Annotated in this window: 35 protein-coding genes and 1 other RNA gene; 32 read left to right on the forward strand and 4 right to left on the reverse strand. The window is 67.1% G+C overall.

The genetic code is table 11. The features are described 5' to 3' along the window. The 4 genes from P3W75_RS01870 to P3W75_RS01885 form a co-directional block, all read left to right on the forward strand. Positions 1 to 816 (forward strand): molybdenum cofactor biosynthesis F family protein (locus P3W75_RS01870; RefSeq protein ID WP_276225669.1); only part of this gene is annotated, 816 nt, incomplete at its 5' end. After that, positions 813 to 1,607 carry an SDR family NAD(P)-dependent oxidoreductase gene (locus tag P3W75_RS01875; RefSeq protein ID WP_276225670.1) on the forward strand — a complete coding sequence of 265 codons (795 nt, stop codon included), beginning with the start codon at positions 813 to 815 and terminating at the stop codon, positions 1,605 to 1,607. The genes P3W75_RS01870 and P3W75_RS01875, both read left to right, overlap by 4 nt. After that, positions 1,604 to 2,371 carry an SDR family oxidoreductase gene (locus P3W75_RS01880; protein WP_276225671.1) on the forward strand — a complete coding sequence of 256 codons (768 nt, stop codon included), beginning with the start codon at positions 1,604 to 1,606 and terminating at the stop codon, positions 2,369 to 2,371. Before P3W75_RS01875 ends, P3W75_RS01880 begins: the two co-directional genes overlap by 4 nt. Positions 2,372 to 2,472: 101 nt before the next feature. Beyond that, a complete protein-coding gene (locus P3W75_RS01885; RefSeq protein WP_276225672.1) occupies positions 2,473 to 2,811 on the forward strand; it encodes a hypothetical protein in 339 nt (112 codons plus the stop codon). Positions 2,812 to 2,818: 7 nt separating this feature from the next. Here P3W75_RS01885 and feaR read toward each other — a convergent pair whose 3' ends face one another. From feaR to P3W75_RS01900, 3 genes are all read right to left on the reverse strand, one after another. Next, complete coding sequence (feaR, locus tag P3W75_RS01890) at positions 2,819 to 3,760, reverse strand: transcriptional regulator FeaR (RefSeq protein ID WP_276225673.1); 942 nt, start codon at positions 3,758 to 3,760, stop codon at positions 2,819 to 2,821. A 153-nt stretch (positions 3,761 to 3,913) separates the two neighbouring features. Then, complete coding sequence (locus tag P3W75_RS01895) at positions 3,914 to 4,492, reverse strand: DUF3156 family protein (protein ID WP_276225674.1); 579 nt, start codon at positions 4,490 to 4,492, stop codon at positions 3,914 to 3,916. Beyond that, positions 4,473 to 5,972: an APC family permease gene (locus P3W75_RS01900; protein WP_276225675.1), complete on the reverse strand. Its 1,500-nt coding sequence runs from the start codon at positions 5,970 to 5,972 to the stop codon at positions 4,473 to 4,475. The genes P3W75_RS01895 and P3W75_RS01900 overlap by 20 nt, the downstream gene beginning before the upstream one ends. Positions 5,973 to 6,267: 295 nt before the next feature. On the opposite strand from P3W75_RS01900, the gene P3W75_RS01905 reads away from it, so the two are divergent. Next, positions 6,268 to 7,716 (forward strand): aldehyde dehydrogenase family protein, encoded by a 1,449-nt coding sequence (locus P3W75_RS01905; protein WP_276225676.1) that lies wholly within the window; start codon positions 6,268 to 6,270, stop codon positions 7,714 to 7,716. A gap of 356 nt (positions 7,717 to 8,072) precedes the next feature. Here P3W75_RS01905 and P3W75_RS01910 read toward each other — a convergent pair whose 3' ends face one another. Beyond that, on the reverse strand, positions 8,073 to 8,735 hold the full coding sequence (locus P3W75_RS01910) for an XRE family transcriptional regulator (RefSeq protein ID WP_276225677.1): 663 nt from the start codon (positions 8,733 to 8,735) through the stop codon (positions 8,073 to 8,075). A 231-nt stretch (positions 8,736 to 8,966) separates the two neighbouring features. Here P3W75_RS01910 and P3W75_RS01915 point away from each other — a divergent pair, with 231 nt between their 5' ends. The 27 genes from P3W75_RS01915 to P3W75_RS02045 all read left to right on the forward strand — a co-directional run bounded on the left by P3W75_RS01915 (position 8,967) and on the right by P3W75_RS02045 (position 24,365). Beyond that, positions 8,967 to 9,305 (forward strand): helix-turn-helix domain-containing protein, encoded by a 339-nt coding sequence (locus P3W75_RS01915; protein WP_276225678.1) that lies wholly within the window; start codon positions 8,967 to 8,969, stop codon positions 9,303 to 9,305. 2 nt (positions 9,306 to 9,307) lie between these two features. Continuing rightward, positions 9,308 to 9,748 (forward strand): hypothetical protein, encoded by a 441-nt coding sequence (locus P3W75_RS01920; protein WP_276225679.1) that lies wholly within the window; start codon positions 9,308 to 9,310, stop codon positions 9,746 to 9,748. Continuing rightward, on the forward strand, positions 9,745 to 9,957 hold the full coding sequence (locus P3W75_RS01925) for a hypothetical protein (protein ID WP_276225680.1): 213 nt from the start codon (positions 9,745 to 9,747) through the stop codon (positions 9,955 to 9,957). Before P3W75_RS01920 ends, P3W75_RS01925 begins: the two co-directional genes overlap by 4 nt. Beyond that, positions 9,950 to 12,010: a Mu transposase C-terminal domain-containing protein gene (locus tag P3W75_RS01930; RefSeq protein ID WP_276225681.1), complete on the forward strand. Its 2,061-nt coding sequence runs from the start codon at positions 9,950 to 9,952 to the stop codon at positions 12,008 to 12,010. Before P3W75_RS01925 ends, P3W75_RS01930 begins: the two co-directional genes overlap by 8 nt. A 17-nt stretch (positions 12,011 to 12,027) precedes the next feature. Further along, on the forward strand, positions 12,028 to 12,747 hold the full coding sequence (locus tag P3W75_RS01935) for an AAA family ATPase (RefSeq protein WP_276225682.1): 720 nt from the start codon (positions 12,028 to 12,030) through the stop codon (positions 12,745 to 12,747). A gap of 2 nt (positions 12,748 to 12,749) precedes the next feature. Continuing rightward, positions 12,750 to 13,502, forward strand: coding sequence for a hypothetical protein (locus P3W75_RS01940; protein WP_276225683.1), 753 nt, complete (start codon positions 12,750 to 12,752; stop codon positions 13,500 to 13,502). Next, positions 13,499 to 13,882: a hypothetical protein gene (locus tag P3W75_RS01945; protein WP_276225684.1), complete on the forward strand. Its 384-nt coding sequence runs from the start codon at positions 13,499 to 13,501 to the stop codon at positions 13,880 to 13,882. The genes P3W75_RS01940 and P3W75_RS01945 overlap by 4 nt, the downstream gene beginning before the upstream one ends. Further along, positions 13,866 to 14,186, forward strand: a complete 321-nt coding sequence (locus tag P3W75_RS01950; protein ID WP_276225685.1) for a hypothetical protein — start codon at positions 13,866 to 13,868, stop codon at positions 14,184 to 14,186. Before P3W75_RS01945 ends, P3W75_RS01950 begins: the two co-directional genes overlap by 17 nt. Before the next feature lie 17 nt (positions 14,187 to 14,203). Further along, positions 14,204 to 14,821: a DUF3164 family protein gene (locus P3W75_RS01955; RefSeq protein WP_276225686.1), complete on the forward strand. Its 618-nt coding sequence runs from the start codon at positions 14,204 to 14,206 to the stop codon at positions 14,819 to 14,821. Between the two features lie 2 nt (positions 14,822 to 14,823). Next, positions 14,824 to 15,210 (forward strand): DUF2528 family protein, encoded by a 387-nt coding sequence (locus tag P3W75_RS01960; protein WP_276225687.1) that lies wholly within the window; start codon positions 14,824 to 14,826, stop codon positions 15,208 to 15,210. Between the two features lie 2 nt (positions 15,211 to 15,212). After that, complete coding sequence (locus P3W75_RS01965; protein ID WP_276225688.1) at positions 15,213 to 15,485, forward strand: hypothetical protein; 273 nt, start codon at positions 15,213 to 15,215, stop codon at positions 15,483 to 15,485. Between the two features lie 2 nt (positions 15,486 to 15,487). Continuing rightward, positions 15,488 to 15,694, forward strand: coding sequence for a hypothetical protein (locus P3W75_RS01970; protein WP_276225689.1), 207 nt, complete (start codon positions 15,488 to 15,490; stop codon positions 15,692 to 15,694). Continuing rightward, an RNA gene (locus P3W75_RS01975) (hammerhead ribozyme type II) lies at positions 15,692 to 15,764 on the forward strand. The genes P3W75_RS01970 and P3W75_RS01975 overlap by 3 nt, the downstream gene beginning before the upstream one ends. A 5-nt stretch (positions 15,765 to 15,769) precedes the next feature. Continuing rightward, positions 15,770 to 16,174 carry a hypothetical protein gene (locus tag P3W75_RS01980; protein ID WP_276225690.1) on the forward strand — a complete coding sequence of 135 codons (405 nt, stop codon included), beginning with the start codon at positions 15,770 to 15,772 and terminating at the stop codon, positions 16,172 to 16,174. A gap of 10 nt (positions 16,175 to 16,184) precedes the next feature. Continuing rightward, positions 16,185 to 16,463 carry a hypothetical protein gene (locus P3W75_RS01985; RefSeq protein ID WP_276225691.1) on the forward strand — a complete coding sequence of 93 codons (279 nt, stop codon included), beginning with the start codon at positions 16,185 to 16,187 and terminating at the stop codon, positions 16,461 to 16,463. After that, entirely contained in the window at positions 16,460 to 16,714 is a 255-nt protein-coding gene (locus P3W75_RS01990; RefSeq protein WP_276225692.1) for a hypothetical protein, read from the forward strand. The genes P3W75_RS01985 and P3W75_RS01990 overlap by 4 nt, the downstream gene beginning before the upstream one ends. After that, positions 16,711 to 17,115 (forward strand): gp16 family protein, encoded by a 405-nt coding sequence (locus tag P3W75_RS01995; RefSeq protein WP_276225693.1) that lies wholly within the window; start codon positions 16,711 to 16,713, stop codon positions 17,113 to 17,115. Before P3W75_RS01990 ends, P3W75_RS01995 begins: the two co-directional genes overlap by 4 nt. After that, positions 17,112 to 17,549 carry a Mor transcription activator family protein gene (locus P3W75_RS02000; protein WP_276225694.1) on the forward strand — a complete coding sequence of 146 codons (438 nt, stop codon included), beginning with the start codon at positions 17,112 to 17,114 and terminating at the stop codon, positions 17,547 to 17,549. Before P3W75_RS01995 ends, P3W75_RS02000 begins: the two co-directional genes overlap by 4 nt. 80 nt (positions 17,550 to 17,629) lie before the next feature. After that, positions 17,630 to 17,983, forward strand: a complete 354-nt coding sequence (locus tag P3W75_RS02005; protein WP_276225695.1) for a hypothetical protein — start codon at positions 17,630 to 17,632, stop codon at positions 17,981 to 17,983. Continuing rightward, the gene (locus P3W75_RS02010) at positions 17,973 to 18,476 is read left to right on the forward strand and encodes a lysozyme (RefSeq protein WP_276225696.1); all 504 of its coding nucleotides are present in this window, start codon (positions 17,973 to 17,975) and stop codon (positions 18,474 to 18,476) included. Before P3W75_RS02005 ends, P3W75_RS02010 begins: the two co-directional genes overlap by 11 nt. Next, positions 18,473 to 19,102: a hypothetical protein gene (locus tag P3W75_RS02015; protein ID WP_276225697.1), complete on the forward strand. Its 630-nt coding sequence runs from the start codon at positions 18,473 to 18,475 to the stop codon at positions 19,100 to 19,102. Before P3W75_RS02010 ends, P3W75_RS02015 begins: the two co-directional genes overlap by 4 nt. After that, positions 19,102 to 19,476, forward strand: a complete 375-nt coding sequence (locus P3W75_RS02020; protein WP_276225698.1) for a hypothetical protein — start codon at positions 19,102 to 19,104, stop codon at positions 19,474 to 19,476. The genes P3W75_RS02015 and P3W75_RS02020 overlap by 1 nt, the downstream gene beginning before the upstream one ends. Then, a complete protein-coding gene (locus tag P3W75_RS02025; protein WP_276225699.1) occupies positions 19,469 to 19,780 on the forward strand; it encodes a hypothetical protein in 312 nt (103 codons plus the stop codon). The genes P3W75_RS02020 and P3W75_RS02025 overlap by 8 nt, the downstream gene beginning before the upstream one ends. 2 nt (positions 19,781 to 19,782) lie before the next feature. Continuing rightward, positions 19,783 to 20,295, forward strand: a complete 513-nt coding sequence (locus tag P3W75_RS02030; protein ID WP_276225700.1) for a DUF3486 family protein — start codon at positions 19,783 to 19,785, stop codon at positions 20,293 to 20,295. Between the two features lie 97 nt (positions 20,296 to 20,392). Beyond that, positions 20,393 to 21,955: a hypothetical protein gene (locus P3W75_RS02035; RefSeq protein WP_276225701.1), complete on the forward strand. Its 1,563-nt coding sequence runs from the start codon at positions 20,393 to 20,395 to the stop codon at positions 21,953 to 21,955. Next, entirely contained in the window at positions 21,955 to 23,535 is a 1,581-nt protein-coding gene (locus tag P3W75_RS02040; protein ID WP_276225702.1) for a DUF935 domain-containing protein, read from the forward strand. Before P3W75_RS02035 ends, P3W75_RS02040 begins: the two co-directional genes overlap by 1 nt. Next, positions 23,532 to 24,365: a phage minor head protein gene (locus P3W75_RS02045; RefSeq protein ID WP_276225703.1), complete on the forward strand. Its 834-nt coding sequence runs from the start codon at positions 23,532 to 23,534 to the stop codon at positions 24,363 to 24,365. Before P3W75_RS02040 ends, P3W75_RS02045 begins: the two co-directional genes overlap by 4 nt. The last annotated feature ends 27 nt before the right edge of the window (positions 24,366 to 24,392 follow it).

A 24,392-nucleotide genomic window follows, 5' to 3' on the forward strand; every position in this document is an offset into this window, starting at 1 on the left:
ACCCTCTCTTCCTCCGACTGGATCACCGTCGGCGCCCTCGCCGAGGGTTTCGCCCCCGAGGCCTTCATCCTGCCGCGCCTGGCCGACCTCGCCGGGCAGCGCCTGGAACTGCACTTCGCCAACGGCTGGCGCGTCGAGCACAGCTTCGACGCCGAAACCACCCGCTGGCGCGCCGCCGACGGCCACTCCGAAGGTGAAGCAGCGTACCGCGCCACCTCGGTGCGCCCGGGCATCGTGCTGGTCGACTTCATCAAACACGAGGGCGGCCAGGCCTGGTCGGTCAGCCTGGTACTGGACCGCCACAGCCAGTCGTTCACCGCCGTGCTCGGGCGCCTGCCCGACGCCGCCGACACCGGCGAAGGCCTCTACGCCCGCGCCCTGGCCGGCAAGCCGCTGACCGGCGTGCAGGTCGAGTTCCTGCATGGCAGCCTCGACCGCCCCTGGCGCGACGGCGCCTGCCCGCACGCGCCGACCCGCGAGCTGGTCGGCCTGCGCAACCGCTACCGCTACAGCCCCAGCGAGGTCTACGAGCACATCTACCTGAACGAGGATTTCTATACCTGGCAGTGCCTGAGCGGCGTCGAGGCGCGGCTGTGCGACACCGACCGCTGCCACTACTACAAGGTCGCCGAGCAGCTGTACCTGTTCGTCTGGCGCGAGAAGATCATCCCCACCCTCGGCCTGGTGATGATCGACCTGCAGCAGCACCGCAGCGACGGCAAGATCTTCGGCTACGCCGGCAGCGGCTTCGAGGAACTGTCGAACTTCCCGGTCAGCTCCTACTGCGACGAACTCAACCGCACGGTGCATGCATGAGCGGCCGGGTCGTCGTCATCACCGGCGCCGGCACCGGCATAGGCGCCGCCTGCGCGCGGCGCTTCGCCGAGGCCGGCGATCAGGTCGTGCTGATCGGCCGCCGCCGCGCGGCGCTGGAGGCGGTCGCCGCGCAATGCGGCGGCCTGGCCCTGGCCGGCGACGCCGCCGACGGCGAGGCCTGGAAGGGCCTGCTGGCGAGCATCGAGGACGCCCATGGCGGCATCGACGCGCTCATCGCTTGCGCCGGCGGCCACGGCCTCGGCGCCGCCGCCGAGACCAGCGACCAGGCCTGGCGCGAGGCCCTGCGCGGCAACCTCGACAGCGCCTTCGCCAGCGCCCGCGCCTGCCTGCCGAGCCTGCTGCAACGGCGCGGCAACATCGTCCTGGTCGGCTCCATCGCCTCCCTGGTGGCCGGGCCCGGCGTGTGCGGCTACACCACCGCCAAGCACGCGCTCATCGGCCTGATGCGCTCCCTGGCGCGCGACTACGGCCCGCGCGGCGTGCGGGTCAACGCGCTGTGCCCGGGCTGGGTGCGCACGCCCATGGCCGACGCCGAGATGCAGCCGCTGATGGCGCACTACGGCGAAAGCCTGGACGCCGCCTACGCACGGGTCACCGCCGAGGTGCCGCTGCGCCGCCCGGCCACGGCGGAGGAAATCGCCGGCCTCTGCCAGTTCCTCGCCAGCGACGCGGCCGCGATCATCACCGGCGCCTGCCTGTTGGCCGACGGCGGCGCCAGCGTGGTGGACCTGCCGACCCTGGCCTTCGAACGCCTGGAGCACGCGCCATGATCCGTTTCGATTTTTCCGGCAAGCGCGTGCTGGTCACCGGCGCCGCCCAGGGCATCGGCCGCGCCATCGCCGAAAGCTTCGCCACGGCCGGCGCCGAGCTGCTGTTGCTGGACCGCCAGGCCGAGCCGCTCGACGCGCTGGCCGACGAGCTGCGCCAGCGCGGCTGCGCTGTGCGTACCCGCGCGCTGGACCTGGCCGATCCCCCGGCCATCGCCGCCGCCCTGGCCGGGCTCGACGGCCTGGACGTACTGGTGCACAACGCCGCCTACTTCCCGCTGACCGAGCTCGACGCCATCACCCCCGAGCTGCTGCAACGCACCCTGGCGGTCAACCTCGGCGCGCTGTTCTGGCTGACCCAGGCGGCGCTGCCGCTGTTCGCCGCGTGCGGCGGCGGTTGCGTGCTGGCCACCTCCTCGGTCACAGGCAACCGCGTGGCCTATCCGGGGCTCAGCCACTACGCGGCGTCCAAGGCCGGGGTCAACGGTTTCATCCGCAACGCGGCGGTGGAACTGGCGCCGCAGCGGGTGCGGGTGAACGGCGTGGAACCGGGGATGATCCGCACCCCGGCCATGGCCAACCTCGGCGACGCCGAACTGGAGGCGCGCATCGCCGCCGGCATTCCCCTCGGCCGCCTCGGCCTGCCGCAGGACATCGCCAACGCCATGCTCTTCCTCGCCTCCGACGCGGCCGCCTACGTCAGCGGCCAGACCCTGGTGGTGGATGGCGCGGCGACCCTGCCCGAGGTGAAGCCGGAACGCGCCTGAGCGACCGCCGGCGCAGGAAAATCGAATCCCCTCCCCGGCCCGTGGTCACAGCCACAGGCCGGGCAAACCCGTGTCCGCCGTTTCACCCTGGAGGTCACGCCATGAGCACCCTGACCATCGAAGGCTGGTGCAAGACCAGCCCCGACGCGAAATCCACGCCCATCGAGGACATCCACTTCTATCTCAGCGGCACCGACCGCCGGCACCTGGAAGACGCCGAGGAAGAGCTGCAGCGCAGCCACGGGCGCGAGCGCTGGGTGGACGTCGACATGGGCACCCTGGAGTTGAGCTTGCCCGAAGGCTACGGCCCGCTGGCCGACTGCCAGTTGCGCGTCTACCTGGACCGCGACGAGCGCGGCCACTTCCACCTGGTCGGCCACCGCGCCAGCGACGGCAGCCTGATCTACAGCAACGCCGTGCTCATCGACCAGCTGCTCTGAGCGCGCCTCAGCCCTGTAGCGCGCTGGCGCGGTAGTCCTTCGGCGAGCGCTCGAAGTGCTTCTTGAAGGCGCGGCTGAAGTGCGCCGAGTCGGTGAAGCCCCACTTGTAGGCGATGGTGGTGATCGACTCGCCGCGCAGGAAGGGGTTGGCCAGGTCGTCGGCGCTGCGCTGCAGGCGCGCGCGCTGGATGTAGCGGCAGACGCTGTCGTTCTGCTCCTCGAACAGTCGGTACAGGTGGCGCACCGAGATGTTCAGGCGCTGCGCCAGGCCCAGCGGGCTGAGGTTGGGCTGGGTGAGGGAGTCGTCGATGACCTTCTGCACGTAGCTTCGCAGGTTGCCACCTTGCAGCGCCTCGTTGCCGGCCGGCTCGCTGTCACCGCTGCGCAGCGCCGGGCCGAGCAGGCTGATGAAGGCGTTCTCCAGGGCCTGGCTTTCGGCGCCGGCCGGGGTGGAATCCGGCTCGCGGCACAACTGGTCGACCAGCAGGTGCAGCATGCGCCCACTGGCGCAGGTGGAAGACACCTTGCCGAACTTGCCGCGCCCGGGCAGCACCTTGTCCACCGCCGCGCGCGGCAGGTGCAGGGAGGCGTGCTCGATGAGGCCGAAGGGGGTGATCTCGCAGCTGCCCACCGAATCCATCAGCAGCAGCTCGCCCGGCGAAAGCTGGATGTTCTCGCCGTTCTGGCTGATCTGCGAATAGCCGCTGCGCTGGCTGATGAGGAAGCAGTGGCGGTCGTCGTCGCGGTCGGCGTTGAGGCGTTTGCGCGCGATCAGCCCGGCGTTGGTGCGCAGGTGCGCCATGGTGAGGCCGGAGTGCGCCTGCGCGTGGATGTCGCCGATGAACAGCGAGCGGCTGAAGGCCAGCTGGGTCTCGAACTGACCGCAGATCGAGCGCAGCGCCGCGCTCCAGCCTTCCAGCCCGGCCTGGGCCGCGTGATGGGCTTGCATACGCACCTCCGTGGGGTGGTCTTGTTGTTGTCGCGAAACAGTTAACATGTTATCAATTTTCTCGCAACGAGTTTCTGACAGCAAATTCCTATGCAGCCTGCGTGCCAGCGGAAATATCTAACCTATGAATGAAATAAGCGCGGCACGCCGCGCTCAGAGGTCGCCGAGCACCCGGCGCAGGTGGAACAGCGCACGCAGCAGATGGTCGCGCTGTTCGCGGCTCAGGCGCAGGTAGCGGCGGAAGCTGGGCATGCGGTTGACCACCTCGCTGGCGGCCATGTGCTCCAGGCGGATGCGCCAGCGCCCGGCGCCGCGCTGCAGCTCCAGGCGGCGGAAGTCCAGCGGCAGCAGCGCGCGTTGCAGGTGCTCGTCGGCCGCCAGCCGCGCGGCGAGGCGCGCACCCAGTTCGGCGTCGCCGGCTCGCTGCCGGCACTCCACGCCGCGCCGGCGCAATGCGCCGCAGTGGCGCAGTTCGAAGCGCGCCTCGGCGGCGTCCGGGGCCGGGCCCTCGACGCTGAACTCGGTCAGCACCAGGTGCATGAGGAACTGCGCCTCGGGGCGTTCGCGCAGCTCGAACACCAGCCCGCCGTCCACCGTGCTGAAGCGCCCGGTGCCGGGCTCGACGGCCTCGAACAGCAGGCCGCCGAGGTTGCGCCGGGCGTGCTCCAGGGTCACCCCCGGGCGGTAGCCCGAGGGCGGCCGGCGCAGCCAGTCAGACAGCCTTGGAAGCATGGCCGTAGAACTCGTCGGAGTGGATGCCCGGTTCGTTGCGGAATTCCTTCTCCAGCACCTCTTCCACCGGCACCGGGCGGAACGGATTGACCTTCTGCACCAGCAGCGTCCAGACCAGCGCGTAGACGGCGGTCAGGCCGAGCATCACGGCGAACGGGCCGTAGATGTCGGCGGGGTTCATCCCCGGCGGGGTGATATACCACATGCCGATGAGGATGCCGACGCTGGAGACGATCTGCGGCAGCGGGAACCACGGCGAGCGATAGGCGCGCGGCAGGTCCGGGCGGCGCAGGCGCAGCAGCACCACCGAGATGGTCACCAGCAGGTAGGCGGTGCTCCAGGCGCAGACCGCGGCCAGCACCAGGTTCATGATGTGGTCGGTGTTGCCGCGCAGCCACAGGGCGTGCAGGCAGGGGATCAGCACCGCGGCGAGGATGCACAGCACCGGGGTCTTGAAGCGCGGGTGCAGGTAGGCGAAGCACTTGGGCAGCGCGCCGTCCACCGCCATCCCGTAGAGGATGCGCGGCACCCCGGCCATCAGCGTGTTGATGGTGGCGGCGCCGGCGAACAGGAAGCCCACGCCCAGCCACAGCGGGCCGACCTGGCCCATCACCTGCTCGGCGAACTTCGGGATGGCCATCGGCGTGTCCAGCAGGTGCAGGCCGGCGGCCGGGTCGAGCAGCACGTTCTCCACCTGGCGCTTCATCGCCGCACCGTAGATGAACATGCACGAGGCCACGCCGAACAGGCCCAGGGCCATGGCGCGTGGCATCACCTTCGCCGAGTTGCGCAGGTCCGGCGCCAGCGGCGTGACGAACTCGCAGCCGACGAACATGAACATCGCCATGCCCACCAGCGAGAGGATGGTCTGCAGGTCGGTGCCCACCAGCGAGGCGCCGAACCAGCCGTCCAGCTGCACCGCCGGCGCGGCCAGCAGGCCGAGCACGCCGAACACCATCAGGGTCGTCCACATGCCGAAGGTCAGCACCACCTCGGCCTTGCCGAAGGCGTTGACGCCGAACACGTTGAGGATGCCGAACACCACCACGAAGCCCACGCCCAGCAACCAGGAGCCGCCGGCGGATTCGGCCAGGGTGTTGAGGTGCTCGAAGTTCACCAGCGCCATGACCCCGGCGAGGATGGTCTCGGCGGTGCCGGCGAAGACGTGGACGATCAGGTAGGCGGCGATGGTCCCGGTGATGGCGAAGAAGCGCCCCATGCCGCAGGAGATGTAGTCGTACACCGAACCGCTGGTGGGCAGCATCGAGGCCGCCTCGGCGAAGGTGGTGGACTGCGCCAGCATCATCAGCACGGCGATCACCATGGCCGCGGCGAAGGCGCTGCCGCCGATGCCGAAGCCCATGGTGGCGGTGAGGATGACCGGGCTGGCCATGATCAGGCCGATGGTGCTGGCCAGGGCGGTGGGAAAACCGACAGTGCCGCGCTTGAGGTGCGCGTCGAGCTGCTGCTGGATGGACATCGTGGTGGGCCTCTAAGCAGATGTTCTGGATTGTTGTGGCTTAGGCATTAAGGGCCGTGGCGGCCGCGCTCCACCCGTCCCTCCGCTGGGGCGCCGCGACACCTCTGGCGCGGTGGAGCCTGGCCGCCACTGTGCGCCCGGGGCCTGCTGGCGTCTTGCCCAGGCTTGCCGGCGGACTTGCCTGCGCCTGCCAGGCCGGCAGCCCGGGTCATGCGCGCCTGGCAGCCTCGGACAAGCCGCCGGCGCCGGCCGCCACTAGCCTGGGGCATCGCCCATCGCAGCCCAGGAGTTGCCCATGTCCAGCCCGCTGATCCCGATCCTGCCGCAGGTGCAGGCCTACCTCGCGCGCAGCCACGCCTCCTTCATCGACGGCGAGCAGCGCGCGCCGGGCGGCGAGGCCCGCCGCACCCTGCGCAACCCGGCCGACGACAGTCCGCTGGCCGAGGTGCGCCTGGCCGACCCGGAGCAGGTCGACGCCTGCGTGCGCTCGGCCCACCGCGCCTTCCGCGCCGGCGTCTGGAGCGGCCTGCCGCCGAGCGAGCGCGAGCGCCTGCTGTTGCGCTTCGCCGAGCGCGTGGAAAGCCACGCCGAGGAACTCGCGCAGCTGGAAAGCCTGGAACAGGGCAAGTCGATCCACATCGCCCGCGCCATCGAGGTCGGCGCTTCCCTCGGCTATATGCGCTACATGGCCGGCTGGGCCACCAAGATCGAGGGCCAGACCCTCGACGTGTCGATCCCGATGCCGGCCGGCGCGCGCTTTTCCGCCTACACCCGGCGCGAACCGGTGGGCGTGGTGGCCGGCATAGTGCCGTGGAACTTCCCGCTGATGATCGCCCTGTGGAAGGTCATGCCGGCGCTGGCCTGCGGCTGCACCATCGTCATCAAGCCGGCCGACGAGACACCGCTGACCGCCCTGCGGGTGGCCGAACTGGCCATCGAGGCGGGCATCCCCGCCGGGGTGTTCAACGTCCTTCTGGGCGGCGCCGAGGCCGGCGCGGCGCTGGTGGCGCACCCGCTGCTGAACAAGGTGTCGTTCACCGGCTCCACCGCCGTGGGCAAGCTGGTGGGTGGCGCGGCGCTGCAGAACATGACCCGCTTCACCCTCGAACTGGGCGGCAAGAACCCCATGCTGGTGCTGCCCGACGCCGACCTCGACAAGGCCGTGGCCGGCGCCATCGGCGGCGGCCTGCTGAACCAGGGCCAGGTCTGCGCGGCGGCCTCGCGGCTGTTCGTCCACGCCAGCCGCCACGCCGAGTTCGTCGAGCGCCTGGGCGCGCTGGCCGGCGCCATGACCCTCGGCCCCGGCCTCGACCCGCAGGCCCAGGTCAACCCGCTGGTCTCGCGGCGCCAGCAGGACAGCGTGCTGCGCCACCTGGCGCTGGCCCGCGAACAGGGCGCGCAGGTCGTCTGCGGCGGCAACCGCCCCGACCTGCCCGGCTACTACATCGAACCGACCGTGCTGGCCGGGGTGGACGCCGGCATGGCCTGCGCCCGCGAGGAAATCTTCGGCCCGGTGCTCTCGGTGCTGAGCTACGACGACCTCGACAGCGCGGTGGCGCAGATCAACGACAACCCCTACGGCCTGGCGGCGAGCATCTGGAGCAACGACCTGGGCCGGGTGATGGACCTGATCCCGCGCATCGAGGCGGGCACGGTGTGGGTCAACAACCACGTGCCGGTGGACCCCAACCTGCCGTTCGGCGGCTACAAGCAGTCGGGGCTGGGAAGGGAGTTTGTGAGCTAGTGGGAGTATTGGCACAGGGCCGGAGGACGCCGGAAGAAACCGGAAGAGCCCGGAGAGCCCCGGACGACGGGACATTCGGGAAGCTGAAGCGGGTGCCAGTGCCAAAGCTCGAAAACGAAGCAAGCGGCAAATTTCGCGAGGGTAATTGGCACTGCCCGAGATAACAGCAGCGACCCTGCGCCGCCTGGAGCTATTTGGCCCCAACGGCGCCCGCAGTTCCCTTTCTAGGCGATGCAACAGAACTGGGCGCCGCCACTGCTATTGCGGTTCCGATTCCGCCAGCCCCATTGAAACTACTGGGCCCTAGCATGGCTAGCACCGTGGGCGCCGAAAAGAGGAAACGGAACTGCGAGAGACTAAATCAGCCAGCCCCCGGCCCATACAGCGCGGCCAACAATCTGAAGCTCTGCCAGGCGCTCCTTGGGGACAGTCATCGGCTGATAGTCCTTGTTGTGGCTGATGATTAGGACCGAGCCGTCAAACTGCCGCTGAAGGCGTTTCGCGTATAGATGGTCATCCAAGAGGATCACGTAGACACCTTCGCCCTCAAGAGAGTTGCGGCTCTGATCGATCATCACGGTGTCTTCGTCCTCAATGAGCCCCTTCATCGAGTCCCCGTCGTTGCGCAGACATGCCAGGCGATCTGGGCTAAGCCCCTTCTTGCGTAGCGAGTAGCGAGTAAATGCCAGCTCCGTCAGCACCTTTGCGCGCTCGTTCCAGGCTCCATGCCCAGAGCTGCAACGGGCGTCGTAGAGCGGAATAAACGCGTAAACCTCACCATCCAGCGCCTGGTTCTGTAGGGGCTTGGGAAGTGGCTCGCCTTCGCCGGAAGCCAGCCAGCCGATATCTACGCCAACAGCCTTTGCAATTTCCACGCACCGCCCGACTTTGGGCTCTCTCTCCCCGGTCAAGTAGTACTCCAGGGTTCGTCTTGGGATAGCCGTTATGCGCGCCAGCTCGTCGCCGCTTCCGGCTATCTCGGCGCACTTCCGCATCCGCGCAGCAAGCTCGTCATTCATTTCGCTTTCTCTCATACGGGAAACGAAAGGGAGGTGGCCAGGAAAACGAAATTTCGCATTCTAAGAAAGCCCTTAAAGATCAAACACATAGCCAGTTCTGGCTAGATTTAGCTGCTTCACGCAAAGCGAAATGCCGGTTTTCGCTTTACCAGAAAGAACAATCCGGCTATGTTTATCCGCAACAGGTCGTTAAACGGCCCAAAAAAACCACCCGCCAAGATGGTTGTGCTGATGAACATCGCCGATATGCCGCTCGATCCGGCCATGCGCTGGGAGTGGATCAAGTACCAGCTCCGAATTCACAAGTGCTCGCCTGCAGAGTTGGCGCGCCAGCTGGAAATCACCGACCGGGCAATCCGCGCAGTGAAGACCAGGCCGTACCCGCACATCGAGCGCGAGATCGCCAAGCGGTTGGGCGTGCAGCCCATAGAGCTTTGGCCCGAGCGCTGGAATCACGACGGCACCCCTTTGCGCCAGCGCCCGAACCGGGCGGAAACCTTTCCGCGCAGCGCCGCCAAGGATAGCCGTTACGTTCCTGTTTCGCACCGTAAAACCGGCACGAGGGACTGAACATGCGTCACGGAAAAGACGACCGAACCCTAGACATCTTCGCTGTTCCCCAGCCTGTTCTAGTCAATGCCTGCGACTTCCGGGTCCAGGTCAGTGAAATCATCAGTGACATGTTGGACCGCGCGAAGCACGCGGGCCACCCGCGCAACGACATCGCTGCGCAAATGTCGCGCCTCTCTGGCGATGACGTCAGCAAGGCAATGCTCGACGCCTGGTCAAGCCCGGCCCGCGTCGACCACAACCTGCCGTTCTACCGAGCAGCCCTGCTGGAAGAGGTCTGTGGCAGCCACTGCCTGACCGACCTGCTCGTTGAGATTCGCGGCGGCCAAGTGAACTACGGCCGCGACGCGCTGCTGACCGAGCTTGGCCGGCAAGAGCGCATCCGTGAAGAAGCCGGCCGCAAGGCGCGCGCGCTTCGCCGCCACTTGGGGGGTGACGTATGAGCGCCCGCGATCTGCCTGCCAGCCTGCTCGACAATCTGCGCAACGCGACCGAGTTCTATAAGTGCGTCCAGGCCGAGAACAAGGAGGGGGCTGACTGCACTTCCACTGGCGCCTGGAAAGACGCCAGCGAGTGGCTCGAAAGCGCCGCACTGCAGCTTGGCGAAGCGCTGATCGCCGCGCATGCGACGGGCGAGGTGCCCCATGCATAAGTGGTTCGCGGCCCAAGAGCTGGCAGGGCTTCCTGGCATGCCAGGAACAGAGCGGGCGATTCAGATTCGCGCTAAGCGGGAAGGCTGGGAAGGCCAGCGCCGCCTGGGTTCCAAGGCGCTGGAATACTCCTTCGCCGTCCTCCCGGCTGCAACCCAGTCCGCCCTGCTAGCGCGCATGGTGCAGCAGGAAGAGCCCAAGCAGGTCCAGCAGCCCACCGCGCCGCATGCGCTGATTACGCCTAAGCGTGACGGCGTTTCAACGTCACGCTTGAATGATGATCAACGCGAAATCATGACCGCGCGCGTATCCATCATTCGCGAAGTCGAGCGCATGAGCCTGGTGGTCAGCCAGCAACGCGCCATTCTGACGCTAGTTGGTCTGGCCCGCGACGGCCAACTTAGCCCCTACCTGGCTGGCCAGGTGGAGCGCGCCAACGACCGCAAGACCTCTGATCGCACCTTGAGCGAACGAACCCTGAAGCGCTGGCTAGCGGACTATCGCAAGCACGGCGAGGTCGCCCTAGCCCCTGTTCGGCGTAAGCCCAACATGAGCCTGCCGAGCTGGGCGCCCATGTTCCTCAAGCACTACCAGCGCCCGCAGAAGCCCAGCGTCGAAGCGGCTTACTCGGAGTTCGCCGCCGAGTATCCCGGCTGCCCGAGCATCCATGCTGTACGTCGTTTCCTGGACAAGCTGAGCCCGGAAGCCCGCGAGCAGGGCCGCATGGGCTCCCGCGAAATCAAGTCGATCAAGGCCTACAAGCGCCGCCTGACAGACACCCTCTGGCCCAATGACGTGTGGGTGGCGGACGGCCACACCTTCGACGCCGAGGTGATCAACCCGCTGACCGGCCAGTTCTTCAGGCCGGAAATCACGATGGTCATCGACTGGGGCACCCGCCGTATCGTCGGCTTCTCCGTCAACCTGGCCGAGTCGACCATTGCCACCGTGGACACCCTGCGCGACGGCGTCACCCGCGTCGGGATGTTCAAGGTCTTCTACGTCGACAACGGCAGCGGCTTCGACAACGCCGATGTGTATGAAGTGGTCGACCGCCTGGGCGGCTCCATCACCCACTCGCTGCCCTACAACTCCCAGGCACGCGGCGTCATCGAGCGGCCGCACAAGACGATCCTGGTCCGGCTGTCCAAGACCTACGACAGCTACATCGGCGTCGACATGGACAAGGAAGCCGCTACCCGCGTGCATCGCCTGTCCCGACAGCAGCTGGCCCAGGGCGTCCAGCCGACGCAGGTTCCGACCTTTGAGACGTTCTTCGCCGATCTGCAGGACGCCCTGGACGCCTACAACCACCACCCCCACCGGGGGCTGCCGAAGGTGCGCGACCTGGCCACCGGCAGGATGCGCCACCAAAGCCCCATGGAATCCTGGAAGTCGGCGGTCGCAGAGGGCTTTGAGCCGCTGCAGGCATCCGCCGACATCGTGGCCAGCCTGACTCGGCCGCAGGTGGTGCGCACGACCCACCGTGCCGAGGTGCGCTTCAGCGGTGCGGCCTACTTCCTGGCCGAGCTGGAAGCGTTCCACGGGCAGGAAGTCCGCGTCGCATACGACTTCCGCGATGCCGGGCGCGTGTGGGTTCACACCCTCGATGGCGAGCTGATCGGCGAAGCCACGGTGAACGGCAACGCCGCCCCGGCTATGCCGCAGTCGCTGCTGGAGAAGGCCGCAGAGAAACGCGAGCGCGGCCAGCTTTCTCGCCTGGTGAAAAAGGCCAAGACCCTGACCGGCCAGGACGTCGAGCTGCACGTTGTGCCAAAGGTCGCGCAAACCGCAGACCTCTCGGTCGAGCAGCTGGAAGACGCTCGCCGCTACGCCGCCAGCCTCGCCGCCCCGGAGCAGGCCGCCAGCTTCGAGGTTCCGGGCGACTCCATGGCGCGCTATCGCCTGTGGAAGCGCTTCGACCGCCGCATCACCGCTGGCGAACAGCTGGAAGCCGACGCCACCCGCTGGCACAGCGACTACCGCAAGACCCCTGAATTCCAATCGACCCAGTCCATGTACGACTTCGCAGAGGCCGGACAGGCCCGCGCTTGACCAAAGGAGCAACAACGATGAACGCGAATAAGATCGTTCCCCTGACCAATGTCGGCCTGCTGGCCAACGCCATCGACCGCGCCATGCGCCGCCCTGTCGGCCTGCCGGGGCTGGTGGTGAAGTACGGCCCGAGCGGCTTCGGCAAGAGCGTGGCCGCCGCCTTCGCCGCCAACAAGCACCGCGCCTATTACGTGGAGTGCCGCGACACCTGGACCAAGAAAGCCTTCCTCCAAGCTGTGCTGCGCGAAATGGGCCTGGTCCCCGGCCGCACCCTGAGCGAAATGGTCGACCAGGTGGCCGAGCAGCTGTCCCTGTCGGGGCGCCCGCTGCTTGTCGATGACGCCCAGTACCTGCTGGACAAGGCCGCCGCGAACATCATCACCGACATCTACAACGCCAGCCAGGGAACGATTGTGCTGATAGGAGAAGAGCGAGTGCCGCAGAGCCTGGCCCGCCTGGAGCGCCTGCACAACAGGGTGCTGGAGTGGGTGCCGGCCCAGCCCGCCACGCTGGACGACCTGCGCGACCTGGCCGAGGCCAACTATCCCACCCTGGAAATCGCCGACGAGTTGCTGGAAGACCTGCGCCGCCAGACCAAGGGCTGCCTGCGCCGCGTGGCTGTGAACCTGTACCGCGTCCATACCGAGGCTCAAGCCATGGGGGCGCATGCTGTGGACCTGGCCACCTGGGGGAATCGCGGCTGGTTCACCGGCGAAGCCCCGGCGCGGAGGGCTTGAGCATGGCTCGCAAGCCCATCCACCTTGCCATGCTGGGCGGCAAGTCGCCTCGCCAGCACATGTGGGAAGCGATCCGCTCGCTGTCCCGCGATCCGAAGGGGCTGACCTCATACAACGTCGCCCGGCTGTCAGGCCAGGACGACGAGGCCGCGCATAGCTACCTGCGCGACCTGGAGAAGGCCGGTGTCGTCCAGCGTCTGGAAGTGCTGGGCAAGCGCGACTATCGCTGGAAGCTGGAGAAGGACGAAGGCGCCGAGGCGCCGCGCGTCAACAAACACGGCAAGCGCGTGCCGCCGTCCGGCGTCGAGAACATCTGGCGGGCGCTGCGGATCGTGGGCGAGCTGAGCGCAGCCGATGCGGCGGACCATGCGAGCGTCAATGGCGTGACCATGAGCGAGCAGGCTGCTCGCATCTATCTGCAGGGGCTGGCCCTGGCCGGGTATGTGACGCGCTCCGGCGGTACGCCAGGCAAGCCCGCGCTCTACACCTTGCTACCGAGGCGCGACACTGGCCCGCAGCATCCCGTCTACCAGCGCACCACCTTCGAGCAGGTCTATGACCCGAATCTCGACCAGGTTGTGTGGAGCAAGGGCGACGGGGAAGGCCCGGAAGTGACTGGCCTGCGCATCGAAAATCAACGGTTGCGGAAGCTGCTGGAAGAGCTGAAGACCGCTCGGCCCCTGGTGCTGTACGGCGATGGCTGGATCGAGCTAATTCGCAAAGCGCTCGGTGAAGCCACGGGGGTGGGCGCATGACCCGCGTCGACCTGTCCGCCTGGGGCGAGCAGCCCCCGCAATGGGTCTGCCTGCTGGCCGCCGAAGTCGAGCAGAGCAACCGCACCCGCGCGGGCGAGCGCATCGGCATGAGTCGCAGCGCAGTCAGCCTGGTCCTCTCCAACCGCTACCCGTCGCCCAGCACTGCCGCCGTCGAGCGCCGCGTTGTTGAAGCACTGGGCGCCCTCGACTGCCCGGCCAAAGGCGACCGCATCACCGTCGTCGAGTGCCAAGCATTCCGCGAAATGAGAGCCCCGACCCACAACCCGCAGGCCATGCAGCTGTGGAAGGCATGCCAGCACTGCCCCCTTAACCCCAACTGCGCCCGCGCGATGGAGGCGAGCCATGCAACCAAGCACTAACGCTGTCCTGAAAGTCCTGACCCCGCAGTTCGCTGAGCGTCTGCGGACCTTCAACAGCGCCGCCCGCGACCTGCAGCGCCTGGGCATCCGCATGTGCCGGATCGAGCCGACCGAGAACCGCCTTGTCGTCAGCCCGGATGACGGCCACCGCCTCCAGCAGATGCGCCTGCTGGCGGGCCTGCAACGCCACGGCACGGCCGGCAGCACACGCTGGAGCGGCATTTTCCAGGGCGTCGAAATCGCATGGCTGGAGCCCATCAGCTACCGCGACTTCGCCAGCCCCCGCGACCTCTCTTTCTTTTGACCAACAGGAGCAACCCCATGACCGCAAACGCCATCCCCGCCGGCTACCGGCAAGACGCCCAGGGCCGCCTGGTGCATGAAACCCTGATCAAGCCAATCGACCAGGCCCGCGACAAGCTGGTGCTGGAGCTGGTCGACAAGGCGAAGACCCTCAACAAGGCTTTGGCCGACTTCAAGGCGACCGCCTTCGGCGACGTCGCCGCATTCGTGGACCTGTCCGTCGAAGAGTACGGCGTGAAGCTCGGCGGCAAGAAGGGCAACGTCTCGCTGGTGTCCTTCGACGGCCGCTACATGCTGAAGAAGGCCGTGCAGGAATCCGTCCAGTTTGACGAGCGTCTGCAGGCTGCGCGGGCGCTCATTGACGAGTGCCTGCTGGAGTGGACCGAGGGCGCCCGCCCGGAGGTCGTCACGCTGGTTAACGACGCCTTCCGCACCGACACCAAGGGCGAGATTCGCACCGCCCGAGTCCTGGCCCTGCGCCGCCTGGAAATCGCCGACGAGCGCTGGAAGCGCGCGATGAAAGCCATTGGCGAGGCCTGCCAGGTGATCGGCTCCAAGGACTACATCCGCCTCTATGAACGGGTCGGCGATAGCAACCAGTTCGAAGCAATCCCCCTCGACATTGCAGGAGCCTGAGCATGGCGAAGCTTGAGCAATTCACCCTGAGCGATACCTGGAAGGACTGGGAAATCACCCTGGAAGTCGACCGCGAAATACTGACCAAGCAGCTTGCAACTGACATCAACGACTTCTGGACCGGCAGCGAGGACCGCCTCCTTGATGCTGATGGGGATGTTGTCCGTGCAGTCGTCAGGTCCGCCGCCCGCAGCCTCATCTATCTGATGCTGGAAGATGGTGGAGCGGTATCGAGTTCTCCGTTCCAGGCCGCTCTCTGGACGAAGCAACTCCATGACCTGGAGGGTTGGGGCGGAATTGTAGAGGGCGCCCCCTTCGGCAACTGCGGCATCAGGCTCGTCCGCGCCGACGTCGAGGTCGACCTCGACCTTGAGTTTAAGGGGGCATGACGATGGCGAAGACTTTCGCAGCCTGCCGCATGGACGGCCTCATCGAGCTGCACGACCGGCACCCTGGAGACGGCTACTTCGCCCTGGCCGAGGGCGACTCGGCCGAGCTGCGGCGCGTGATCGACCTCACCGCCGACCCCGTCGCCGGGTTCGCCTGGCGTGTACCGGGAATCCGCCAGGGCGCCGAGCCTCGCGCCAATCTCGGCGCTATCGCCAGCTACATCCGGCACCTGTCCACTCAAGACGTGCCCGGTGTCCGGGCGCTGGGGGTCTGAGCATGGCCAAAGTGACGTTCATACTCGAAGACACCGCCAGCGGCGTTTCGCTGGACATCCGCAACGACCGGGCAATCAGCCCACGCGACCTGATCCGGCAGAGCCTTGCGCAGCGTATCGGCGAGCGGCTCCACGACCTGGCCATGTTCGAGCTGAAGCTGGCCAGCATCCCAGCCCACCGCAAGCAGTTCAGCAACACCTACCACTAGCGAAACCGCCCCGGCCTGGCCGGGGACGGTCTGCCCAGCGTGGTGGCTGGGTACTGACGAGCAGCCGAGGAAGAAATGGAACAAGCCGATTGGGATGCGCTTGAAGCGCAGATGGCACGCCCTTACGGGTGCATGAAACTGAAGTGCGACCAGTTCGAAGTAGCGTTTCAACAACAAACGGACAACAAGTCCAAGAGCTGGTTTACCGCTGTCTACGTCGACGGCTACTTCAAGGGGGCATGGATGCAGGCGGACGGTGACAAGCCGAAGTTTGAAGAGGCCCGTCGCTTCCTGCGCAAGGAGTCGCGGCGCGTGTACAGCGCGAAAGAGGTGGAGCAGCACCGCAAAATCTTCGGGAAGCGTGAAGCGAAGAGGCTGGAGGAAAAGCGCTGGGTCATGTTCCAGCCGACCTGGAAGAGCTTCAACAGCCTGAAGAAGCAGCTACTTGCCACTTGCACCAGCATTCAGCGCGTCGAGTGAGGGGGAAGCCATGCCGAAACCCCGCACCGAAAAAGTCCGCAAGCAGGACACCAAGCGCCAGCAGAGCCTGCGCGACCGCCGCGCCGCGCACCGTGAGGCGGTGGGCGCGGAGAAATTCAAGATGACCATGTTCGCCGGCACCCGCGCTGACCTGGACACCATGCAGCAGGTCGGCGAGTTCGAGGAAGTGGAGGAAGCCATCACCCTTGGCATCCGCTACCTGGCAGGCCTGGCACGACGTGACCCGGAAGCCTTCCGCAGCGCCATGGACCCGAGGAACCCAGCATGATCCCCGAAGCCATCAACGTCGCCCGCGCCCCCGTGGCGGCCAACGAGGAAATCGACAAGCCTCGCTTCCAGACCACCCTGGATGGCGTGGAACAACTCTGCAGCAAGTGCGACGAATACTGGCCGTTCGACGCGGAGTTCTTCTTCAAGGGCAGCAACGGCAAGCTCTATACCTACTGCAAGGCCTGCTACTACGAAATGCCGTCCATGCAGAAGCGCCTGGCCGCACGCGGAAAACGGAGGCCGGTATGAGCAGCAAGGGCCGACAGTTGATCCAGATTGCCCGGCGCCAGCTGGGCATGGATGACGACACCTACCGCGCCATGCTGGGCCGGGTGGCCGGCGTGACGTCGTCGACCAAGCTGACCCCGCGCCAGGTCGGCCTGGTGCTGGCCGAGCTGGAGCGCCTGGGCTGGGAGCCTGCCCGGAAGACGGTCGGCCGCGCGGCGCCCCAGGTCGCCCCGGATCGCCAGGCCTTGGTCAGCAAGATCGAGGCCTTCCTGGCCGAGGCCGAGCGCCCCTGGAGCTACGCCGACGCCATGGCGCTGCGGATGTTCCAGGTCGAGCGCGTCGAGTGGCTGGATGCTGGCCAGCTGGGGCGCCTGGTCGCTGCGCTGGCCTACGACGCCAAGCGCCACGGGCGGAAGGTATGAACCTGGAGCAGGTGCGCGACCAGCTGCCGGCCCAGGTGCTGGAGATTGCCGAGGTGGTGGGCATGCCCGCCGCCCTGCGCCTGGTGGCTGAGCTGGGCGGTACGACCTGGGAGTTCGCCAAGGGTGGCAACCGCAGTGGGCAAATCAGGGTCGCGGCGCTGGCCGACGTCATCGGCGACGAGGCGGCGCAGCTGCTGACCAGTCGCGTAGGCGGGACGTCGGTCTACATCCCGCGCTGTGACGCAGCCCTTCGCCGCCTGCGCGACCTGGAGATTCACCGCCAGTTCGAACAGGCCGTGCGCGAGGGCGTGAGCGCCAACACGGTGGTCGCCGAGCTGGCCCGAACTTATCAGCTCAGCGACCGTCGTATCTGGATCATTCTCAAGCAGGTGCTTCCGGAGCCTTACCCGACCTCCGCCGACCTCTTCGACTAAGCCCCGCTCATGCGGGGCTTTGTCTTTCTACTGAACCCCTTCCTCTAAAGCGCAGGCCGCCGGATAAGCACCATGGCGGCATGAGCGCACAACCGATCCACCACGCCCCCACCAGCCCCCGCGACTATGCCGCGATGGTACTGGCCGAGCCCAACCTGGAGCGCCGCCGCCTCTTGATGGAGCGGTGCCCCGAGCACTGGCGCGAGCTGGTCGGCGAGCACGTCAAGACCGGCTATTCCCGCATCCAGGCCTATCGGCAGTATCTCACCGGCCAGCGCCGGGCCATGGCCGAGGGGCCGAAGCCGGCGCCGCGCCGGGAGGACACCAGCTTCCGCATCAGCGACTTCGACGCCAAGAAGTCCGCGCCCGAGAAGGGCAACCAGGAACTGGCCAAGCTCAAGGCCCTGGTGGGAGGCAAGCGCGATGGGGATTAAGGCGCGCGTACTGGCGGCGGCTGTGCTGATCGCCACGCCCGTAGTCGTCCACTTCGAAGGCCGCAGCTTGCCGGCCTACCTCGACCCGGTGGGCATCCCCACCATCTGCGATGGCTGGACCCGTGGCGTCCAGCTCGACGACCAGGCCACGCCGGCCGAGTGCGACGAGCTGACCCGCAAGGGACTGCAGGAAGCGGCCGACATCTTCGGCGCCTGGGTGCCGCAACAGGTCATCGACCGGCTGCCGCCCAAGACCCTCGCCGCCTTCCTGTCCTTCATCTACAACGTCGGCCCCGGCAAGCCGGGCGTGAAGGACGGGTTTGTCTGGCTGAAGTCCGGCCAGCACTCGACCATGCTGCGCGAGCTGCAGGCCGGTCGCGTCGCCCAGGCCTGCGCCCAGCTGTCCAGCTGGACCAGCGCCGGAGGTCGGAAGCTCGGCGGGCTGGTGCGCCGCCGCGCGGCTGAACGGACCCTGTGCGAGGCCGACCTATGACCTGGCTCGACATCCTCAAGCGCCTGGCCGGCCCGGTGGCAGTCATCAGCATCCTGCTTCTGATCGTTGCCGGTGCCGAGGCCATGCAGGCCCTGTCGCGGCAGCAGGGCTACGACCTGGCCAAGGCCGAGGGCCAGGCCGCCCTGGAGCAGCTGCAGCGGAAGTACGCCGAAGCGGACACCAAGCGCGCCCGCCAAGCCGAAGACGATGCCAAAGCCGCCGCGAATCGCTTGGCCTCGGAGCAGAGCCGGGCCAACAAGCTGGCCGCCGCCCTGGCCGAGCAGCAGCGCCAACACCGCAAGACCACTGACCACCTCGCTGGGGAGATAGCCCGTGTCAACGACCTCTACCGGGAGGCGCTCGACGCGCCGCCTAAGCCTGTGCCTGCTTGCGTGCTTACTCGCGGCTGGGTGCGAGTCTACGACGAAGCAACCGGCGCCCGTGTGCCAGCCGCGCGACCTGCCGCCGGAGCTGCTACGCCGGCCGGAGCCGGCGACCCCGCTGACCAGCTCCCCGCAGGCATCGACCAGCGCGCAGTCCTGGAACACCACGTCCGCTATGCCGAGCAGTGCCGGAACACGGCCGCTCAGCTGGACGCTCTGATAGACGCCGTGGAGGGCCATTGATGGCTATCGAAATGATCGGCTGGGCAATCACCCTGCTATCGACCTTCGCCGGGGTCGTGGTCGGCCTGGTCCGGCTGCTGCTGTGGCAGTTCGAGAAGCGGCTGTCCGAGAAATTCACCGCCCAGGATGAGGCCCGGCGTGAGGCCAGCAAGCACTGGGAGGACAACTTCGCCAAGGTGCTGGAGCGCCAGGACAAGGACGCGCTGGCCGTCCAGCAACTGGAGCGCGCCTTCCTCAACTTCAAAGCCCAGCTCCCCCTGGAGTACGTCCGCCGCGAAGAGTGGGCGCGAGGGCAATCCGTGATCGAGGCCAAGCTGGATGGCTTGGCGCTCCGGTTTGAAAACATCCTGCTCAAAGGAGCGCGCAATGATTGATCCCACCAAAGCCCGCCGCGAGTCCATTCGCTGGTTCGTCCTCCTGACGCTCAACACGTCGCGCCCCGTCGACCCGCACGAAGCCGTGGTGCTGACGACCATCCAGGGCATCTACCCCGACGCGACGGCAATTGAGCTGCGGCGTGAGCTGGACTACCTCGAAGACCGCAAGCTGGTGACGCTGGAGAAGAAGCCCAGCGGCCAGTGGATTTGCGGTCTGACCCACTACGGTGTGGACATCGCGGAATACACCGTCGAATGCTTCCCCGGCATCGCCCGGCCCGAGAAATACTGGAGCGCCTGACCATGCCGCCGCGCTCCAAGGTTCAACAGCTCCCGGCCAACGTGAAGGCCTGGCTCGACAAGTACCTGGTCGACACCAACTTTTCCGGCTACGAGGCACTCTCGGCCGCACTGGAAGAGCGCGGCTACAGCATCGGCAAGTCCGCACTGCACGCCTACGGCCAGACCTTCGAGGATCGCCTGGCCGCGCTTCGCCAATCCAGCGAGCAGGCCAAGGCGGTGGTCACTGCCGCACCCGATGACGAGGGCGCCGTGAACGAGGCACTCATGCGCCTGGTTCAGGATCACCTGTTCAAGCTGCTGATGGCCTCTGAGGGCAAGCTGGACCTGCCCAAGGTGGCCAAGGCCGTGGCCGAGCTGGGCCGCGCATCCGTCGTCCAGCTGAAGTGGAAGGCCGAGTTCAAGGAGCGCGCCGAGGCGGCTGCCGCCAAGGTCGAGAACATCGCCAAGAAGGGCGGGCTCAGCGCCGACACCGTGGCCGAGATTCGCCGGGAAATCCTCGGGGTGGCCGGATGAACTATCTGCTCGCCTTCCTACTGGTCGCGCTTCCCGCATCGCCTGGCGAGCGGTACGCCGCCGCCGTGGCTCTCTTCCTTGCCTGGGTATTCCAGTGATGAGCAAGCAAACGAACGACCCGCTATTGCAGCACGTCAGCAACACGGCCGGGGCTGCGGTCCCTGCCGTGCTGCTGGACTACCAGAAGGAGTGGATCGGCATTCGCGCACCGCTCAAGGTGGGCGAGAAGTCGCGCCGGATCGGCCTGACCTGGGCCGAGGCGGCGGACAACGTCCTGGTCGCCGCAGCAGCCAAGAATGCTGGCGGCCAAACCGTCTACTACCTGGGCTACAACCAGGACATGACCGTCGAATATATCCAGGCGTGCGCCATGTGGGCGCGGGCCTTCGACTACGCCGCCGGGGAGATCGAGGAAGGTATCTGGCAGGATGGCCCGGACAAGAACATCAAGACCTATGCCATCACCTTCCCCAGCGGACACCGCATCGTTGCGCTGACCAGCCGTCCGTCCAACTTGCGGGGCCGCCAGGGCATCGTGGTTATCGACGAAGCGGCGTTCCATGCCGACCTCGCCCAGTTGCTGAAGGCGGCCCTCGCTTTGCTGATCTGGGGCGGCGAAGTCCACGTCATCAGCACCCACGATGGCACCGACAACCCCTTCAACGAACTGATCGACGAGATTCGCGCGGGCAAGCGCAAGGGCGTGCTCTTCCACTGCGACTTCAAGAAGGCCGTAGCCGATGGCCTCTATAACCGCGTGTGCCTGCGCAAAGGCATTCCCTACGACGCGGCAGAGGAACAGGCGTGGGTGGCCGACGTTTACGCCTTCTACGGCGATGCGGCCGAGGAAGAGCTGGATTGCATCCCCAGCCAGGGCGGTGGCACCTACCTGTCCCTGGCGCTGCTGGAGCAACGCAGCCGGGACGGTGTGCCGGTCCTTCGCCTCGCGTACCCGGTAGGCTACGTCACCACCGCGGAACCGCTGCGCTTGGCCGATTCCTTCGCCTGGTGTGAGCGTGAGCTGGCACCGCTTTTGAAGCAGCTGCCGGCCACCGCCTGGAGCTTCTACGGCATGGACTTCGCCCGCAGTGGCGACTTGTCGGTGATCGTGCCGCTGATCCAGGAACAGGACAGCCGCAAGCGGCCGCCCTTCCTGGTCGAGCTGCGCGGGGTGCCGTTCAAGCAGCAAGAGCAAATCCTGTTCTACATCGTCGACCGCCTGCCCAGCTTCATGGCGGGGGCCAACGATGCGCGCGGCAACGGCCAGCAGTTGGCCGAGGCGGCGTCGATCAAGTACGGGCACACCCGTATCAGCCAGGTGATGCTGACCGAGGGCTGGTATCGGGACAACATGCCCGGCCTCAAGGCCGACCTGGAAGACGGAACCCTCTACGACCTGCCCAGCGACCGCGACGTCATCGGCGATCTGCGCGCGTTCAAGATGGTCAGGGGGGTGGCCCGTGTCCCCGACGTCCGCACCACCGAGAAGGAAGGCGGCCAGCGCCACGGTGACGCCGGCATCGCCATGGCCCTGGCGCGCTTCGCCAGCCGCATGGAGATCGAGCAATACGGCTACGAGGCCGTGCGCCCCTCCAACTCCGACAAGTTCAACGACGACGACCAGGTGTCCCACGGCTGGGGCATCGGAGGTGTTCTGTAATGGCTGAATCCCCCATCCTCGACGCCAGCGGCCGACCCTTCCCGAAGGTCGACATCCTGCAGGAAGTCGTCCATGCCAGCGTCACGGGCGTGAACCAGGCGTGGTCGACCGACACCGTGTCGACTTCCCTCGACCCGGCCCGGCTCCGCGCCATCCTCAACGCCGCCGCCACGGGCGACGCCCGCGACTACCTGACCCTCGCCGAGGAAATGGAAGAGAAAGACCCGCACTACGCGGCCGTCCTGGGCACCCGTAAGCGCGCCGTATCCGGCCTGCCTATCAGTGTCGAGGCTGCGAGTGCGCAACCGCATGACGAAGAGCTGGCCGACGTCGTGCGCCAGCTGGTCGAGCTGCCCGAGTTCGGCGACATGCTGGACGATCTGCTGGACGCCATCGGAAAGGGCTACTCCGTCGTGGAGCCGCTGTGGGAGTACCGCGACGGCAAGTTCTGGCCGAAGAGCTACGAGCACCGCGACCCGCGCTGGTTCCAGTTCGACCGCGTCACCGGCAAGCGCCTGCAGCTGCTCGACTCCACGGGCCTGGGCACTGAGCTGCCGCCTGGCCGCCTGCTCATCCACCGGCCCCGCCTCAAGTCGGGCCTCCCCATCCGGGGCGGTGTCGCGCGCCTGGTGGCCGTTTCCTACATGTGCAAGTCCTTCACCCTGAAGGACTGGATGCGGTTTGCAGAGCTGTACGGCATGCCACTGCGGATCGGCCGCTACGGTCCTGGCGCGAAGCCCGACGACATCGCCGTGCTCCGGCGGGCGGTTGCCCAGCTTGCAGCCGACGCGGCGGCGATTCTCCCGGAAGGGATGAAGATCGACTTCGTGGAAATCGCCAACGCGGCGGGCGGTGCTGAGCTGTTCGAGAAGCTGGCCGAGTGGCTCGACAAGCAAATCTCCAAGGCGGTCCTGGGCCAGACCATGACCACCGACGATGGGTCGAGCCAGAGTCAGGCGAACGTCCACAACGAAGTGCGAAAGGACATCCTCAAGGCCGACGCCAAGCAGCTCGCCGCGACGGTCAATCACCTGGTCCGCATCTTCATCGACCTGAACTACGGCCCGCAGAAGGTTTATCCCAAGGTCGTCCTGCAGGTGACGGAGCCGGAAGACCTCAAGGCCCTGGCCGACGCGCTTACCCCGTTCATTGATCGGGGCCTGAAGGTCGAGTCGTCGGCGATCCTCGACAAGTTCGGCCTGTCGGCTCCGGAGGACGGAGCGGAGGTGCTGCGAGCCAAGGACGGAGCACCAGCCGCGCCGGCCCTGAACCACGAACAGCGGTCCTGCCACTGCCACGCCTGCAACGTCGAACGGGGGAAGCGCAAGGCGCTGAACGCCGAGCAGTCGCGCGACGAGCTGGACCAACTGGCCGACGACGACCTGGGCGACTGGGAGCCACTGCTGCGCCCGGTGCTCGATCCCGTCCAGGAACTGGCCGACAAGGCCGCCAGCTTCGACGAGTTCAAGGCAGGGCTGGCGGCGCTGCTCGATGACATGGACCCGACCGAGCTGGTCGAGAAACTGGCCATCGCGAGCTTCAAGGCCCGCGCCCTCGGTGACGTGAGGGACGAGCTGTGACGCCCGAACAGTCCCAGGTGCCGGTGCCAAAGGACGCGCTAGATTGGTTCCGCGCCAAGGGCATGAAGCCCAGCTTCGACCATCGCGACGTCTGGCAGGAAGAGCACGCCACCACCTGGACGGTGGCCAAGGCCATGCGCCTGGACATCCTCGAAGCGATCCGCTCGGCCGTGGACGAGATGGTCGAGGCCGGTCAGGACTTCGGCACCTTCAAGCGCGAGCTGCAGCCGCTGCTGGTCAAGCTCGGCTGGTGGGGCGTCTCGAACATTGTCGACCCACTCACAGGCGAGAAGCGGGACGTCCAGCTGGGCAGCCCGCGCCGCCTGCGCACCATCTACGACATCAACCTGCGCACCGCCAACGCGGCGGGCCAGTGGCAGCGCATCGAGCGCACGAAGAAGACCCACCCGTATCTGCTCTATCAGCTCGGCCCGAGCCAGCACCACCGCGAGCAGCACTTGGGCTGGGCCGGCATCCTGCTGCCGGCCGACGATCCCTTCTGGCAAACGCACTTCCCGCCGAACGGCTGGGGGTGCAAGTGCTGGGTCCGCCAGGTCAGCCGGCGCGAGGCCGAGCGGCTGCTGGCCACGGGCGACTACCTGGATCGGGCGCCGACCTCGGAGGAAATGGAGTACATCAACCGGCGCACCGGCCAGGTGCTCAAGGTGCCGGCCGGGATCGATCCCGGCTGGGCCTACAACCCCGGCGCCGTTTCCCGGCCGGAGCAGGCGCAGCAGCAGCTCGCCGAGAAGGAAAAGGCGTCGGTCATCCTGGCCGAATCGGAGAAGCCCGAGAAATCGCGCAGGCGCGACGATAGCGAGTCGGGCTAGGCGACGGGCGCGGGTAGGAGGGGTTTG

The sequence above is a fragment of the Pseudomonas citronellolis genome, assembly GCF_029335315.1.
In the GTDB taxonomy this organism is placed as follows: Bacteria; Pseudomonadota; Gammaproteobacteria; order Pseudomonadales; family Pseudomonadaceae; genus Pseudomonas; species Pseudomonas citronellolis_A.

Coding starts and splice junctions, on each gene's coding strand:
- P3W75_RS02030 (WP_276225700.1), top strand. CDS start 19,783: ATGCCGCCGCGCTCCAAGGTTCAACAGCTCCCGGCCAACGTGAAGGCC.
- P3W75_RS01930 (WP_276225681.1), top strand. CDS start 9,950: ATGCATAAGTGGTTCGCGGCCCAAGAGCTGGCAGGGCTTCCTGGCATG.
- P3W75_RS01875 (WP_276225670.1), top strand. CDS start 813: ATGAGCGGCCGGGTCGTCGTCATCACCGGCGCCGGCACCGGCATAGGC.
- P3W75_RS01945 (WP_276225684.1), top strand. CDS start 13,499: ATGACCCGCGTCGACCTGTCCGCCTGGGGCGAGCAGCCCCCGCAATGG.
- P3W75_RS01955 (WP_276225686.1), top strand. CDS start 14,204: ATGACCGCAAACGCCATCCCCGCCGGCTACCGGCAAGACGCCCAGGGC.
- P3W75_RS02020 (WP_276225698.1), top strand. CDS start 19,102: ATGGCTATCGAAATGATCGGCTGGGCAATCACCCTGCTATCGACCTTC.
- P3W75_RS01940 (WP_276225683.1), top strand. CDS start 12,750: ATGGCTCGCAAGCCCATCCACCTTGCCATGCTGGGCGGCAAGTCGCCT.
- P3W75_RS02010 (WP_276225696.1), top strand. CDS start 17,973: ATGGGGATTAAGGCGCGCGTACTGGCGGCGGCTGTGCTGATCGCCACG.
- P3W75_RS01965 (WP_276225688.1), top strand. CDS start 15,213: ATGGCGAAGACTTTCGCAGCCTGCCGCATGGACGGCCTCATCGAGCTG.
- P3W75_RS01950 (WP_276225685.1), top strand. CDS start 13,866: ATGCAACCAAGCACTAACGCTGTCCTGAAAGTCCTGACCCCGCAGTTC.
- P3W75_RS01960 (WP_276225687.1), top strand. CDS start 14,824: ATGGCGAAGCTTGAGCAATTCACCCTGAGCGATACCTGGAAGGACTGG.
- P3W75_RS01910 (WP_276225677.1), bottom strand. CDS start 8,735: ATGAATGACGAGCTTGCTGCGCGGATGCGGAAGTGCGCCGAGATAGCC.
- P3W75_RS01935 (WP_276225682.1), top strand. CDS start 12,028: ATGAACGCGAATAAGATCGTTCCCCTGACCAATGTCGGCCTGCTGGCC.
- P3W75_RS01970 (WP_276225689.1), top strand. CDS start 15,488: ATGGCCAAAGTGACGTTCATACTCGAAGACACCGCCAGCGGCGTTTCG.
- P3W75_RS01880 (WP_276225671.1), top strand. CDS start 1,604: ATGATCCGTTTCGATTTTTCCGGCAAGCGCGTGCTGGTCACCGGCGCC.
- P3W75_RS02035 (WP_276225701.1), top strand. CDS start 20,393: ATGAGCAAGCAAACGAACGACCCGCTATTGCAGCACGTCAGCAACACG.
- P3W75_RS02025 (WP_276225699.1), top strand. CDS start 19,469: ATGATTGATCCCACCAAAGCCCGCCGCGAGTCCATTCGCTGGTTCGTC.
- P3W75_RS01985 (WP_276225691.1), top strand. CDS start 16,185: ATGCCGAAACCCCGCACCGAAAAAGTCCGCAAGCAGGACACCAAGCGC.
- P3W75_RS02040 (WP_276225702.1), top strand. CDS start 21,955: ATGGCTGAATCCCCCATCCTCGACGCCAGCGGCCGACCCTTCCCGAAG.
- P3W75_RS01900 (WP_276225675.1), bottom strand. CDS start 5,972: ATGTCCATCCAGCAGCAGCTCGACGCGCACCTCAAGCGCGGCACTGTC.
- P3W75_RS02015 (WP_276225697.1), top strand. CDS start 18,473: ATGACCTGGCTCGACATCCTCAAGCGCCTGGCCGGCCCGGTGGCAGTC.
- P3W75_RS01915 (WP_276225678.1), top strand. CDS start 8,967: ATGAACATCGCCGATATGCCGCTCGATCCGGCCATGCGCTGGGAGTGG.
- P3W75_RS01990 (WP_276225692.1), top strand. CDS start 16,460: ATGATCCCCGAAGCCATCAACGTCGCCCGCGCCCCCGTGGCGGCCAAC.
- P3W75_RS01895 (WP_276225674.1), bottom strand. CDS start 4,492: ATGCTTCCAAGGCTGTCTGACTGGCTGCGCCGGCCGCCCTCGGGCTAC.
- feaR (WP_276225673.1), bottom strand. CDS start 3,760: ATGCAAGCCCATCACGCGGCCCAGGCCGGGCTGGAAGGCTGGAGCGCG.
- P3W75_RS01885 (WP_276225672.1), top strand. CDS start 2,473: ATGAGCACCCTGACCATCGAAGGCTGGTGCAAGACCAGCCCCGACGCG.
- P3W75_RS01920 (WP_276225679.1), top strand. CDS start 9,308: ATGCGTCACGGAAAAGACGACCGAACCCTAGACATCTTCGCTGTTCCC.
- P3W75_RS01925 (WP_276225680.1), top strand. CDS start 9,745: ATGAGCGCCCGCGATCTGCCTGCCAGCCTGCTCGACAATCTGCGCAAC.
- P3W75_RS02000 (WP_276225694.1), top strand. CDS start 17,112: ATGAACCTGGAGCAGGTGCGCGACCAGCTGCCGGCCCAGGTGCTGGAG.
- P3W75_RS01995 (WP_276225693.1), top strand. CDS start 16,711: ATGAGCAGCAAGGGCCGACAGTTGATCCAGATTGCCCGGCGCCAGCTG.
- P3W75_RS02005 (WP_276225695.1), top strand. CDS start 17,630: ATGAGCGCACAACCGATCCACCACGCCCCCACCAGCCCCCGCGACTAT.
- P3W75_RS01980 (WP_276225690.1), top strand. CDS start 15,770: ATGGAACAAGCCGATTGGGATGCGCTTGAAGCGCAGATGGCACGCCCT.
- P3W75_RS01905 (WP_276225676.1), top strand. CDS start 6,268: ATGTCCAGCCCGCTGATCCCGATCCTGCCGCAGGTGCAGGCCTACCTC.